At 31.8% G+C, this 14,668-nt stretch carries 14 protein-coding genes; 6 read left to right on the top strand and 8 right to left on the bottom strand.

The annotated features are described in order from the left end of the window. Positions 1-2: 2 nt before the first annotated feature. The gene (locus AC25Y6_RS18030; protein ID WP_488143993.1) at positions 3-617 is read right to left on the bottom strand and encodes a recombinase family protein; all 615 of its coding nucleotides are present in this window, start codon (positions 615-617) and stop codon (positions 3-5) included. 535 nt (positions 618-1,152) lie between these two features. Between AC25Y6_RS18030 and AC25Y6_RS18035 the strand changes: the two genes are divergently transcribed. The 6 genes from AC25Y6_RS18035 (at position 1,153) to AC25Y6_RS18060 (ending at position 4,473) form a co-directional block, all read left to right on the top strand. Then, positions 1,153-1,299: a hypothetical protein gene (locus tag AC25Y6_RS18035; protein ID WP_172372269.1), complete on the top strand. Its 147-nt coding sequence runs from the start codon at positions 1,153-1,155 to the stop codon at positions 1,297-1,299. Between the two features lie 202 nt (positions 1,300-1,501). Further along, positions 1,502-1,696, top strand: coding sequence for a hypothetical protein (locus tag AC25Y6_RS18040; protein ID WP_488143994.1), 195 nt, complete (start codon positions 1,502-1,504; stop codon positions 1,694-1,696). A 158-nt stretch (positions 1,697-1,854) separates the two neighbouring features. After that, entirely contained in the window at positions 1,855-2,316 is a 462-nt protein-coding gene (locus AC25Y6_RS18045) for a DUF2691 family protein (RefSeq protein WP_488143995.1), read from the top strand. Between the two features lie 410 nt (positions 2,317-2,726). Further along, positions 2,727-3,044, top strand: a complete 318-nt coding sequence (locus AC25Y6_RS18050) for a hypothetical protein (protein WP_488143996.1) — start codon at positions 2,727-2,729, stop codon at positions 3,042-3,044. Between the two features lie 520 nt (positions 3,045-3,564). Next, positions 3,565-3,753: a hypothetical protein gene (locus tag AC25Y6_RS18055; protein WP_488143997.1), complete on the top strand. Its 189-nt coding sequence runs from the start codon at positions 3,565-3,567 to the stop codon at positions 3,751-3,753. A 165-nt stretch (positions 3,754-3,918) separates the two neighbouring features. Further along, positions 3,919-4,473, top strand: coding sequence for a hypothetical protein (locus AC25Y6_RS18060; protein ID WP_488143998.1), 555 nt, complete (start codon positions 3,919-3,921; stop codon positions 4,471-4,473). Between the two features lie 361 nt (positions 4,474-4,834). Here AC25Y6_RS18060 and AC25Y6_RS18065 read toward each other — a convergent pair whose 3' ends face one another. The 7 genes from AC25Y6_RS18065 to AC25Y6_RS18095 form a co-directional block, all read right to left on the bottom strand. Next, positions 4,835-6,406, bottom strand: coding sequence for a hypothetical protein (locus AC25Y6_RS18065; RefSeq protein ID WP_488143999.1), 1,572 nt, complete (start codon positions 6,404-6,406; stop codon positions 4,835-4,837). A 405-nt stretch (positions 6,407-6,811) separates the two neighbouring features. Further along, complete coding sequence (locus tag AC25Y6_RS18070; protein ID WP_488144000.1) at positions 6,812-7,393, bottom strand: tyrosine-type recombinase/integrase; 582 nt, start codon at positions 7,391-7,393, stop codon at positions 6,812-6,814. A 422-nt stretch (positions 7,394-7,815) separates the two neighbouring features. After that, positions 7,816-8,151, bottom strand: coding sequence for a hypothetical protein (locus AC25Y6_RS18075; protein WP_488144001.1), 336 nt, complete (start codon positions 8,149-8,151; stop codon positions 7,816-7,818). Between the two features lie 30 nt (positions 8,152-8,181). Continuing rightward, complete coding sequence (locus AC25Y6_RS18080) at positions 8,182-8,913, bottom strand: DUF308 domain-containing protein (RefSeq protein WP_488144002.1); 732 nt, start codon at positions 8,911-8,913, stop codon at positions 8,182-8,184. Positions 8,914-9,366: 453 nt separating this feature from the next. Next, positions 9,367-9,972, bottom strand: coding sequence for a hypothetical protein (locus tag AC25Y6_RS18085; RefSeq protein WP_488144003.1), 606 nt, complete (start codon positions 9,970-9,972; stop codon positions 9,367-9,369). Between the two features lie 500 nt (positions 9,973-10,472). After that, complete coding sequence (locus AC25Y6_RS18090) at positions 10,473-11,960, bottom strand: hypothetical protein (protein WP_488144004.1); 1,488 nt, start codon at positions 11,958-11,960, stop codon at positions 10,473-10,475. A 422-nt stretch (positions 11,961-12,382) separates the two neighbouring features. Continuing rightward, positions 12,383-13,624 carry a DEAD/DEAH box helicase family protein gene (locus AC25Y6_RS18095; RefSeq protein ID WP_488144005.1) on the bottom strand — a complete coding sequence of 414 codons (1,242 nt, stop codon included), beginning with the start codon at positions 13,622-13,624 and terminating at the stop codon, positions 12,383-12,385. Between the last annotated feature and the right edge of the window lie 1,044 nt (positions 13,625-14,668).

Genomic DNA, 14,668 nt, shown 5'->3' on the forward strand with positions numbered 1-14,668 from the left:
TACTAACGTTTTATACCTTCACGCTCTAACAATCTGTATATCGTTCCTGTGCCTACTTTATACGTTTTTCTTATGTCTGCTATTGAAGTTCTATTCTTGTACGCTTCGAGGATTGCATCTCGTCTTACTTCTTCCTCTCCGCCTTCAACCAACTTAGTTTTACGACCTTTGTATTTACCTTTTTCTTTAGCGATTGCGATTCCCTCTGCTTGACGTAGCTTAATATCATCACGTTCTTTCTGTGCAAAAGCAGATAGAAGGGAAAGAATAACGTCTGCTAGTGCTACCTGTACAATATCATCAACCTTCTCTTTTGGCGTGTTTAAGATTGGCTCTTTCTCAAACTCTAGGAACACTCCACACTTAATGAAATGCTCATATTCATCTTTAATATCGTAATAGTTACGAGACAAGCGTGTGATACTGTCAAAAATGATTGTATCGCCCTCCTGTACAGTCTCCTTTAGTAATTGATACTGCGGACGGTCTGTGTTCTTTCCGCTCATCTTATCAATGTACATGTATTCTTTCTGGATACCTTTCTCTTTCATTGTCTTAATTTGTCGTGCTTCATTTTGGTCTACCGATGAAACACGTATGTATGTGTAAACTGTCATGTGCCTGCTCCTCCATTACCGATTCGTACCGTAATTGTATCAACATATACGGTAATGGTCAAACGGTAATTTAAGAACGTCGATATAGAGCCATTCATAGACGGTCATTTTCATTACCGATAGAGTGTACCCAAACGATATCGTCAAGACCTTAGTTACTGCATGAAAATATCTTTCCATAATCACACACTTTAAATGACCATACATTTTGACCCATGTATCGCTACTCTATGACCTGTTATCCAGTTAGAGCAATCTATACAGATTTTAAGTGCGTTTCATTATGGATAATCAATTAACAGGATTATAAGGCACTTATACGCTATCGACTCGATTTTTGATAACAGGTAAATAAACCTACTACACATACACCTCTCTACACCAATATTTGCAAATGTGTTAGACTATGCCAAACAACTGATTATTACGTCATTCAACTAACGAAGCAGGTTACTTCAAGAAGGATTAATGCTCGTTTATGTGGAATTTATTAGGTAATGAAAGATAAATAACTTTTAACAAGGGGGGATATGAAATGCAAAAATGCAAAAACTGTGGTGGAAATTCATTTGTAAAAGTACCAGAGTTTGAAAAAGAACTAACTGTCTGTTTGGATTGTGGGGAGGTAGTTTCAATAAGGTTCGTAAACCCAAGTATATTAAAGAAATATATATTAAAGTAGACAGATTTGGTTTTATAATTTTAATTGTCTTAGTTTAATAGAAATGAGATTATAACCAGAGTTTATTCAACAAACGGGTGCCTTACTTCAAGAAGAGGTAAAGCCTTTTTTCTTATTAAACATATTGAGGAAGGTTAGTTGAACAAGGGTTATGTTTATTGTAATGAGATATAAGATGTTTTTATATATGGGGGCGAAAATAATGAAAGTAACAACTGGCTTATATATATTTCTTGTTTTAATACACTTTATTAACTTCACAAACATTACATTATTTAATGGAGAGTGGAACGGCATAACGATGTGGCTTAGTACAGGTCTATTTATAGCTGGTACTTCCTATTATTTATTGGATAAAAAAGCTATTCCTAAAAAAGAAATTAAAAAAATCAAGTAATAATAAGCTCTTATTACTCTAAAGGCAGATCGGTTGAATCAAAAGGAGAATCGATATTCAACTAACGAGTGCTGGTTTAGTGTAACAACAGTAAGGCTTCTCTTGTTGTTGAACTAAAGGGGCAGGTTAATTAAAAAAAAGAGAAATGGGGATTACGAGTGAGAGGTATATCTTTTGAAATTCCAAACGCTTACGGGAAATATTTGCTTGAGATATTAGATGGCATCAATTTAAAAGGATTAACTTGGAAAATTGGTGGTGGAGAATCATATTTTATTGAAAATAATACATTAGGGGACCCCCTATTTCCAAATATCAGCGTGTTAAATGAGGAAGGACTATATAAGGAAATTTCAAGAGAGGATTATTATCTTATATTTGTTGATTTAAAAGGATTTCCGAAAAAGTCAGATGTGAGAGAAATTGCAACTTATCAAGAATTTGTTGAAAGTGAATGTACATTTGTACTCCTATTGGTAGATTCCTCATATGTAATGATTTATTCAAAAGACCAAATAACTATTAAGCATATTTTCTCTAAGGCAGTAACTGCTGGTTACAAAAATATAGAGTATATTACAGATGAAAATGATACAAGTACAACGTTGATAGCTTTTTAATACATAATTTAGGCATCGTTTGACCAGCAGATTGTGAAGTTATGTACTTCAACTAACGGGTGCTTTAGTTTAAAAAGAATAGGACTTACGTTTATGATTAAATTTCATATATGTAAGTCCTTTTGCTATGCCTTCACACATAGATAAGCGATAGAGTGATGACTTTTCCGCCTGCTACTGATTCTGAATGTTCCCCAATGACTTAATAACTGCCTATTGCGGTCATTGGATGCTATCGTGTCTTCTGCCGAAACAGGTAAACAAACTTGCCACACTTACACATTCATCTTGCACCAATATTTGTAAAGATGTTACACTATGACAATTAGCTGATTATTCAGTCGTTAAACTACTGGCAGGATAGTTGAAGTGTACATACAAAACGATTATTGTCTTACAAGGGGGAAATTATGAATATTCTACTGTATATAATTGGACCATTGATAGTGGTTTTAATTGTTAGTACAATATCGTCGGTAATCTATAAGGACGTAGAAAAAAAGGATAAAGGGTTTGTACTAAACTATCATAAATTAACGTACAGAAGAAGGTTGATACGTTGCTTGTGGGATATTCCATTAGTATCCATAATATATCTTGCTCTATATTGGTTTAGTGATTTAACATCTAATGAATACAAAATCCTTGGATTCATTTTCTTATTTCTAGTCTTACTAGACATCGTTTATAATTATGTGAAATGGAAAAACAATGAGAAGAAAGTATAAATTATGTGAAGGAATGTACTTATAAGTAAAGGGTGCTTTGGTTCAAGAAGAATAGGACTTGCGAGTATGATTGTTTTTCATATTTGCTAGTGCTTTTGTTATGCTCTCACACATAGTAAAAAGCGATAGAGTGATGGCTCTACCGCCTGCTACTGGTTCTGAATGTTCCCCTATGACTTAATGACTGTCTGTTGCGTTCATTGGATGTGCTATCGCCTCACCTGCTGAAACAGGTAAACAAACTTGCTACACTTACACCTTTCTACACCAATATTTGTAAATTTGGTAGACTATACCAAATAACTGACTATTCCGTTATTCAACTAACAGGGCAGTTTAGTTCAATATAAATAACGGGTGTTTTGAAAATAACTTTTTGAAATAAAGAAAGAAAAAGAAGCAGTTACATTGAAATAGCGATTATCGTACCGATAGGCAACCGAAAAATCACTATTATCATTTCAATATAGCCTATAGTTAGGAACGTATTAAAAATAGATATAAGGGAGGGGAAAGAAGAATGGATGTTTCGAAAATGAAATGTAAAGATTGTGGAGGAAATTCGTTTGTACAAGCAATGGATTTCGTAAATCTTCGTCCAGTAGATAAAAAAATGAGTATTGGTTCTGAGAGAATCTTTACAGTTTGTTTGGATTGCGGGGAAGTTGTTTCAATAAAAGTGAAAAATGCTGAAAAATTAATAAAATGATTTTTCGATATTATTCAACTAACGGGTGCTTTACTTCAATTAGGGGTTAAGCACCCTTTTCTTATTCAACTAAAGGGAGGTTAGTTCAATAAGAATATTGTGTAACTTTTCCAAAAAAAAATACGTCTATGTATTAAAGGAGTGGGATAAATGGAGGGTTTATCTGTGAAGAAATGGATTTCTATTTTAATTAGCGTAATGGTTTTAGTTGCTTGTAGTGATGCAGAACCATCAACAAATAAAGAAGTAACAGGAAATAGTCCAGCAGATACCGAACCAACAGAAGTATCAATTACTGAGCCATCTGAAGAAACTGAGGTAATTGAGCCAGAAACAGAAGTAAGTGAATTAACACCATTAACTTTAGAGGATTTTAACAATCGTTATGAACAAGACACGGAATATAATGAACCGATTATAGGTGGCAAATTTGAGTTGAAAGATGGCTCTATTATTTACGCAGATTGGTATTTTTATTTAGAGGGTGAAACCTTTGATTATGCAATTGGTACGTTTATGGATGGTCAACTTGTTCAAGCTCAACTGGAATTAAAAGATGGTGTAACGAAAGAAGATGTGTTATCTGAGTTAAGTTTATCTAAAGAAGTAGATTATGAATTAGATTATGGATTAAAAGAGAATGCAATTATTGTAGATGTGGTTATTGACGAGCGTTTCAATGATGCAAATATTAGTCGTCTTCCCAATGAGTGGGATTAAAAGATGATGTTAAAGTCTGTTAAGGGTTATTTGTAGTAGAGTAGTAGTCTATAATTGAAATATTTTTATTCAACTAACGGGTGCTTTAGTTCAAGAAGAATAGGACTTGCATTTATGATTAAACTTCATATATGCAAGTCCTTTTGTTATGTCTTCACACGCTCACTAAAGCTCTAAGAAGCCGTTTGAAGCCTTTGCATAGTTTGTGGTAAAAGAATGATTTTACAGTTATCTAATAAGTATATAACTCTTTTTTATTGTGGCTTTAGGATTGTACTTTTCAACTAAGTCCTCAATTTCTGACGTTTCACCTTACTCTAAATCATCCATACCTGTTTACTTATGGCGCACTGTAAGCTAATTATTTATGAACTCTTTTCCCATCAATCTTTTCTTTCTCATAAACTTTTTCTCTTAATACATCAAACTTATTTACTAAATCTTGCCTACCCAACTTTATCAAGTCTTCATACCATTCTTTTATTGAAATCAATTTAACATCATCTTTACCATGATTAAATTTATGTCCTCTTAAGTATAACAACCAGAGTTCTTTACATTCATTTCTTGCTGTATACTTTTGTACTGTTTCATCAGTGAAATAGGCAAAAGATGATAACTTAGTATCAATCCAAACTCCCTCACCAATTACGAAATCTGGTCTTAAATTATCTATCCATTTATTATAAGAAACATTTTCAAAGAATAGCTCAATTGCTTCCTTAGCTAACTCTTCGAATTGTAAACCATAAGACCATAGTTCTTTTCCAATATGTTTCATGTTAGCAAATTGGTTTTCCATCTCATACTTAACAAAAAACTCTATAATTCCACCATGTTTTTTAATTATCCAGTCTCTCATTCCAGTTAACTTGTAAGTTACAAAATCGGCAGAAATAACTGCTTCCCCTTTGTCTTCTAACATCTCATTTATTTTTTCTAAAACTAACTCATCGTTCCAGTCAGTGTACCTTGACACTACATAATCTTTTAACCCTAACAAATCTGCTCCCTCTAAAAAGCTACCTTCACCTTTTTTAGTCATATAAGTAGCAACTCCGCCAAATCCATTTTCATGAAGCCATTTACTGTATACTTTTTCACCTAGTAAGGTGTAAGCTTCCAGTATTTTTCGATTTACTATTTCGTCCGTGTAAATGGTATTATTTATTTCAACATAATCCTGCAAATCAAATGTATTTAAGAAGTTTTCAAAACTTCCATGTTGGTTATAGATATATGAGTAAGCACCCTTATATTTCTTTTTCAATATTTCAGGATTAAAAGCTCCTCCATTTAATATGAATTGTTCTTTAATTAGTCGATAAGAAAGAGCGTCATCCCAACTATTTTGATAGTTAGTGTACTCCGTCAAATCATTTTGAATAATAAATTCTTTGTAGCTACCAAATTGTTTTGTCGCCCACTGATATAGTCCACCATAACCACCTTTGGTTAATGTTTTAAGTCCTACTGACTCATGATATTTTTCATGTAAAGATTTTACCACCTCAATAGCTTTTTCATTAGACCAACTATTAGACTTTGGTTTTTGGAGAACATGAGAAAGGACATTTTTATTACAAAATTCCCTCACTCCTCCTTTTTTCGTTCTCAAATACCTCTCAAGTCCACTATTACGAGACATTAACTCCGTCGTGCTGAAAGAACCAATTTCCTCATATAATTTTTCCAGCTCTTTTACAGCTTTTTCTTCTGTCCAATTATTTTTCCCACTTCTAAACAGATAACTTATATTATTATCTTCGCAAAAGGCTGAAATACTACCAAAATTACTCTCTATATGTTTTGCCATACCACCTTTGTACTTATGAACAGTTGTAGCGTTGAGGATTCCATGTTGCTCATATTGATTTTTAAGTTCTTGAATACATTTTTCTATATTCCATTTAGTAATCTTATTTTCATTCATTAAAATAAGCCTCCAAGGTAAGAAAATTCATTCCATATTTATACTAATTAAACATTCCATCATGTATGTTGGGATTCTAGTACCAAAGCTTATAAGGTGTAAATCTGAGTTTTTTCAAATTCATTATACCTTACTAATACCGCTACTGATTGCAGGAACGTTACAGCTATAGCCATTCGGCATATTTACCTACTCTATTCTGGTGATTAGTACCCCCACTATAGGAGCAAGTGAGACCCATAACGGATGCCTACAACACTTTCTCATACTCCCCATTCAGATGTTTTTTTAGCTATAGTTTTGTTCAAGTGTCTGACTTCGGTGTTTAGATATGGTTCTTAAATCTAATTTGGGTCTGCCTAGATGCTTTCCTTGTAATCTTTCTACCACTATTCTTCGCTTCTTTTAAAACAAACGGAAATTTTTCAATGTATCCGCTACCTCTTCATCTGTAATACCTATGTAGCGTTTAGTCGTTGATTGGTCTGAATGATTAAATATATTCATTAGCGTTAAGATGTCATGTGTACGCTTGTAATAATGATAGCCGAACGTTTTACGCATTGAATGGGTACCAATGTCTTCTCGTCCTAACATTTCACCTGCTGTAGCTAATATTCGATAGGCTTGTGTAGTCGTAATATGACTTTCGCCTTTTCTTGAAGCAAACAAATAAGTTTCGTTGTGCAATCCTTCTGTAAAGTCTGCTATATCCGCCATAATTGCGCTAAGGTGAACAGTTCTTTCCTTCTTAGTCTTACCTTCACGTATCTTGAAGTTGGACTTTCCTCTAACATCACATATTCGTAACTTCACAATATCGCCTATCCGTAACCCTGTTGAGATTCCTATTTTGAATAGCAAGACGTTACGATCTGCTGTATTAGGTGACATACTTAAAGCTTCAATCATATCGGTTATTTCCTTAGTAGTTCTTAACGGTTGTACGTTTATAATATCGCCTTTGGTTCCGCCTGCATATGCCATCAAAAATCCCCATTTCTTAGTATGCTATTGCTTATATTTAAACATTACCATACATTCAAAATAGAAGTAACTAATAATTACTGATTTAAAGCGATTTGTTATGTATGCTAATATGTAGAAGCATACATTCAAACATAAATTTTTATTGAAAAATGGATTGAAATCAAATTAAAAAAAGCAGTCACTGTAACTACTCTTTCATTCCATACTATTACACAATGTACACATAAAAAGGTACATCAATGCAGGAGAGAGACTGCTACAACTGTATTACATAACTAAAATATTTGGTCAATATATGACCATCTTAAAACAAAAAAGAGACACCCTTTAAAAGTGTCTACAATGTTGTTCATATTCAACTTCCTCGAATCACTTAATAATGAAAAAGGTATTGTCTTAAATTGATATTACCCTTATTTTTACTCTTCGATTAATTCAAATGTTTCAAACTCCCATGTACCTGAATTTCTCTCTACTTCTGCTACATATTCGACTTCGGTTGTTGCCCCATAAACATTTGATGCGATTACCCAACCCGTTACTTCACAATACTCGTCATTGTCCCCATAAAAGAAAAGCTCTGTTTCCTCTCCACTGCTGAACTCTGCTTCTTTTGCATTATACATCAAACCGTCACGAACCCCTTGTTCTGCAACACGAATCACTTGTGAATCAGTATCAAGTCCACAACCGCTTAATAAAAATAGTGAAGAGATAAATATTATATTGCGCGTAAAAACAGTATGTCTTTCCAATCTCTATTCCCCCTCTTAATTACCTAATTACTATAATCCAAGCGAATCTTCTAACATTTTTTCTAATTCTGCTTCTATTTCTTCTTGCGTCAAATCATCAACTGGTTTATATTCCCCATCACCATTATAATCAGCAGGGTTTGTCGAAGACTCTTCTAACATTTTTTCTAATTCTGCTTGTATTTCTTCTTGTGTCATATCATCAGCTGGTTTATATTCCCCATTACCATTATAATCAGCTGGATTATCGATCGGTCTATTAGGATCAGCTTCAAGTTCTTCCTTAGAATATTGTGACTTACCATCATTAGAATCAGCAGGAATAGGTTGGTCTTCTGGAACAGTTTCTCTATCAGAATTATTATCTCCAGTGTTTACGGAAGGAGCATCTGTGTTAAGTTCTTTATGTGGTGAATTATCATCTGTATCATTAAATACTACTGTAAAGCTAAGGCTTACTATAAATACCGAAAAAGCAATACCTGATGTCTTAAATACTTTCTTGGCTTTTCCATTTTTCAAAAAAAGAAATATAATTCCAATAACTAGTGAAATCAGCGTGACAAGAAACGCTAAAATAAAAGCAGTATACCAAAATCCACTATCACTCGATAAAATAAGACTTACTATATATACCGAAAAAGCAATACCCGATATTTTAAATACTTTCCTTGCCTTTCTATTTTTCAAAAAAAGAAAAAGAATACCTATTATTATTAAAACTATTGTTAAGAATAATGAAAAAATAGTAATTGTGACCATATCCTACCTCCTTATATTGTCTGAATAAATCCTATAAATTACATGGCTAATTTCACCATCAGTTGCACTAAGTAGTATTTTAACAAAGTAACATAATTCTTAGATTGTATAAATACACGTAAAAACTGGATCAACAAACGGCTTTTCACAGTTAATAATTTTATGGCATGAAATTTCATCTAGTATGAGCGCGGAATACTACTTTTCACATAACAATCATATCATTGATTAAAATCGAATTTTATACAGACAAAAAGAGCAGTCGCTATGACTCCCCCTTCAGTCCTTTAAGTTCATTTTCAACCATAAATCATAGGTACTAAAAGACTGTCAATTAACACTCTTTTAGCTACTTATGATTTAGGTATAATACTCGTTTTCAGTCTGTTTGATTTCGCTTACTGTATTATAATTTGACTCTTTAATCATTAGCAACATCCCCATTTTCTATAGTTATTCTGTTTGGCTTGCTTTTAATTCTTCAAAAGTGTTCTTTATTTTGTTTATATGCGCAATGCTCTCCTCCCATAATGCCAATCCTTCACTTACTAAAGGTACATCGAAACCGTTTTCAGCGCCTTCTATAATCTTTTCACCTGCTAAATTCATAAATCTTACGCTCTCCAAAGCTTGCTCATTCATCTCTTCAAACCTAACGGGGACACCACCTACTCTAGTAGTATCTTCTAGGGAAATACCTAAATAAGTTATTACCAAAAAATGGTCTTTCAACTTTTTGAACCACTCTTGAGAGGTGATATCGGGTTTAGAGATTAATTCTGATGTATCCAACGTTATCTGCGAATAAGTCTCTAAAAACTTTTTCATAAGTGTAAGATACTCTAATTCTTGTGGCGTAATAGGTGTTGACGTATCAACTTCTGTAGTAATTGGTGTAGCATATGAAGCGATAGCATTCACAATATCTTGGCTTATCTCCTGTGTTTCTTCTACCTTCGGTTCTGTTACCTGTGGAGTCTTCTCTTCAGATTCTGTTTCTTTAGAACACCCCATGACCATTACTAGTGATAATAATATAAATGCCCATTTTTTCAACATCAACACTGCCTCTTTTCACCCTACAAATTTTCATTATATAATACCAATGTACCATTACTTCCTACTATAACAATTAACTATTTAGTGTGATTTTTACTTTCTAACATTCACACGATAAAACTATTTATTTTGCATAAATTTAGTACAGTGAAATGCAAATGACTTGTACATATTAATAGCTAAAAATCTGCACCAGTTAGCAAATTCAATAAGTTGGCTATGATAATTACTAGTATGATTCCTGCCTTGATAAATGCGCATATCCTTTATAAACGTTTGTAATGTTAGGAAGCTGTACTTTAAAAACAATATTTGAATGGTTTTTATAGTGCCTTTAAAGGTATACTTTTATAAACATATAGCAATAAGGTCCACTATTAGTCTAAGGAATATATTTATTAAAGTCATCAAATATGAAGGCTTAATTACTAGATAGTATTATTTAGAAACTGAGTTCGAGTACCTTCTATAGTACAGACTTTCTAAAATTTCTACCTACCTCAATCTTCTTCATTATTTTCCTTTTCTTTTACATCGGAATAAAACCTTCCCTCTTCGAATGTCAATGTTTCACCACTAATATATTGTGCAATTGATATTAATATAAGAATCACACTCATTGAAACCTGAGCAACATGCAAAAAAGTAAACATCATAAAATCATAAGTCATAAATGAAAAATTAAAGGCAGATACACTAAAACTAAATAACAAAGATTCAACTAGAGTTATATAACTTGATGAATCACTAAATAATACCAACAAAAGCCAATATGCTACAGCAAATAAAATTATTAACTCAATTAAAGTGTGTATGGCTAATGAAAGTCTAGCATTTGTTCTTAATAAAGAAGAATTAAATTTATTTATATATATTTTCTTTTCAACTTTACCTGAACTATAATGATAAAACATTTTTGGATTGAATTTTACTACATCCCCATAAAAGGAAATTACTATTTCAATTCCTCTAGAAGTAATTCGAATAAGTATAAAAGCTAACAACAATAATAAAATTAGTTCCTTAAAATAAACAATATAAAAGCCCCACACTATTTTTTTTGATATATTCAAAAAATCTACGAAATTAAAAAGTAGAGCAAATAAAAAGATTTCAGTAGAAAAAGTAACATTTCTCCAATTATTAATTTCAATTAGAAATTTCCTTCTAATTCTTATGAACCCCCAATTATAATTGCTAATTAAGTTCTCTTTGGTTTTGGGGTCACTATACGCATACCATCCGTTTTGTTTATTTCTTTCTTTTGTCGAAGGGGGGCAATCTAAACTTAATAATACCTCTTTATGTTTTCTTGCAGAAAAATAATCTATAGATATGTAGTCTAACGATATATATTTTTTAACTCGTGCTATCCCTTCTCTATTAACTTTCATAGATGTTGTGATTAATTCCTTTAAATTCTCAGTTTTATTTTCTATCAAATAATTTAAGGTTCCTAATCTCATTTTCTCCGTAAATAATTCATATAACATTTTGATAATTAATAGTAAAAGTATGAGCATAATGTAATTTAAATTGTATTCAACTTTACTTGCGAAATATTGAAAGCTTTCAGGATATTTTTCATTAAAAAAATTCGCTAAATTCAAACTTGAATTACCATATAATTTGATAAAGTTATTATCTAATAGTTCGTTTAATGAAACACTGAATACGTGGATATTATCTTTAAACTCTGTACTTGCCAAATCCCATTTAAATCTTTCTCCTAATACCAATATATAAATGAAAATGTACACTATTAATAAGGCTAAAAAGTATTTCAATGTTCTATTTTTTCTTTCATTTGGCTTGTCACTTTCCTCCTGTAATTTTGCGAATAAATCTACATGATCTTTTTTAAATTCATACTCAACTACTTCCCTCTTGTCAATTTCCTTCTGTAATTTTATGAATAAATCTACATGATCTTTTTCAAATTTATACTCAACTACTTCCTTCTTGTCCCTCTCATAATTACTACTCATAAAAAACAACCTCCATATTTAATAACTTGCTTTAATATAAAGCTAGTCTAATAAAATGTATAGCAATAATTTTAAAACTTTTTAACCCTCAAAATTCATTTAGAAATAAACTTTGAAAAAAACTCCTCTGTACTCATCTTTTCTAAATAGAACATAGTTTACCATGAATAATAAGATCTTTAATCCTAGTGAAGTTAACAAAGTATAGCCATTCTAGTGAATAAAACCTCACTTTTATACAACAAAAACCCCTTTTAAAAAGGGGCTTTAGCAATAATCTTAATGTTTATTATTTTGTGTTTGAAATCTCTCGATTAACATTATGTTTCCCCATTGACTCGGGTTTATGTTTCACACCTAAAGTTAATCCAAAGTTCAATTGCAAGTAAACTCGTTATTATGGGTTCTTTAGAGATGTTATGTTATTTCTTAAACTTAATTTCTTCATTATTTAGCCATTGATTCAACAGAGTTCTCATTCTTATACTTGGTATATAAATGTTAATACTCTCAGGTTCTTCTTTTCTAATTGCACTCCTCCACATCCATTGTAATAAGTCACTTACCGCTAACAAATCTTGATTTACTTTGACTCCTGCATCTTCAAAGAATGCTTTTTCAAATGGTTTCATGTAAAGATTATATACAAATGCTAAATTATGAGTTTCTTGATAATCATTTGTGGCTCTTGTTGTCCAAGGGATAAAACCTTTTGTATATCCTTTACCTTGAAGTTTAAATTTCTTATCTTTCTTTGTTGTCCAAAGATTATCGCCTGATTTCCCTTTACCTCTAAAGTATGTATACAAGTTTTTCTGTAATCGTTCTAATGTTTCTTTATCTGCATTTCTTAACCATGTTGAGGATAATTCATTTCCTTTCACCTTGCCATCTACTACATAATTACTATTTAACTTTCCTTCATAAACATTAATTAACCTTTTATACCTCTCTCTGTCTTCAGATAATGGATTATATGTGACTAAACAATATCCTTTTCCCAATCGTTCAACGCTTTTGTATGTATATTCAATATTAAATAAATCATAATAGTATCTTTGAATTTGTCCATCAAAAAAGTATGTAAGTATGTAAGTTTTTTCAAATAAGTCAAATATCTTTGCAGGGAATGTCCAAAACATCATAATGTCTCTATGTAAATAAATGTTACCTTGTTGAGCATGGTATTTCACATTAACATATTTGCTTTCATAAACACCTTTATAACTATCATTAAGCCAAGTTACTTTTCTGTCTTCCACATTAATCAAATTCGCTTTAATTAATGTTTCAATATCATGTTTTGTAACCTCGTCTATTTTTTCAATAACATTTGTTACCTCATCTAGAATTAACGTGTATCCCGCACCCTCTAACAAATCAATTACTTCACTATCGAATAACCTAAATAAAGCGTGTGTTGTAACAATACTTTCCCCTTTTACTATTAATTCCTTGAAGTGTTTTAACTTACTTCCTTTACCAATTTTGGTGTCTGGTTCAACAAGAAAGTGACAATCTTTTATGATGTTATTATGTATTTCATCTAAAAAAGGAGAAACAAATATAAACCTTTTCTTTTTTTGGTGTCGGTTCATATACTCCTTTGCCCATGATGTTTTTCCACTTCCCATAATTGAATCAATAACCGTTACTTTTGACATTTCACATCTTACCTTCCCTATTTTTATTATTTATTCCTTTGATAGAAACTGAAAATCCTCTTATCACTAACTCTCCCATCTTACTTATTTAATAACTATACTGCCAAAATGATGATATACACTCTTATGTAAATCCCTAACGTAAATCTAGATTTCTCCACTGCATTTCATCATTTTTAAAAGTGCATAAACCAAATATAAACCCTTATGTACCAAGGCTTTCAAGCTCTACCCCTTAAACAAAGAGTATATAAAAGTGTATAAACACCCTTGACAATACTATAATTATATTATATCATATATGCCCTGTTTTGTTAAATTAATCTACTGTGTAAAGTAATATTACTTTACACCACCTATCTTGCAGATAGGCTTCGCCTCCTGCGACCTACACAAGGTGATTAACATTTACTTGTAATAGTTTAATCATTAATTATGAAACTCTAATAATTGTAATAGCTGGGGCGAAGCCCCCACCGAACGGAGTGAGGTAGTGAGCGAAGCGAATAGGAAAGGAGCAGTAGCGACTTGCCTTTTCTCTTATTCCTTTTCACTTTATTGTCTAGACTTCTTCCTAAAGAGCAAAAATCAAACTATACTTTTCATTCGTCATATACAGTACTCCTCTAGACCTCTATTACATTATAGGTATCACGTATTTCTTCAAAACTCCCTTGATAATTTGCACTTGAAAACCATGACTATTAAGCTGTATTCAGAGTATTCATTTCACTTTCATACGGTGTATTGATCAATCGGAGCGGTTAGCTGTAAGTATATTAAACTTTATCTCCAAATTCGATTCCTCGCCCCTAAATATTCATAGTTACTTTTATGTATAGATATAACATAGTCATTTAATCTTCTTCACATAAAATTAGAGCCTTACCACATTGGACTATGTAGTAAGGCTCTTTAAAGTTTTTATATACAAATCATGGAATTAAAGCTGTTTCAAAAATCGATAATAAAACTATTTAATTCGGTTTCCGAATCTTTAAGTAAAGCACCCGTTAGTTTAATAAGAACAAGGAGGCTTATTAA

Source organism: Sporosarcina sp. Y1004 (assembly GCF_057669665.1).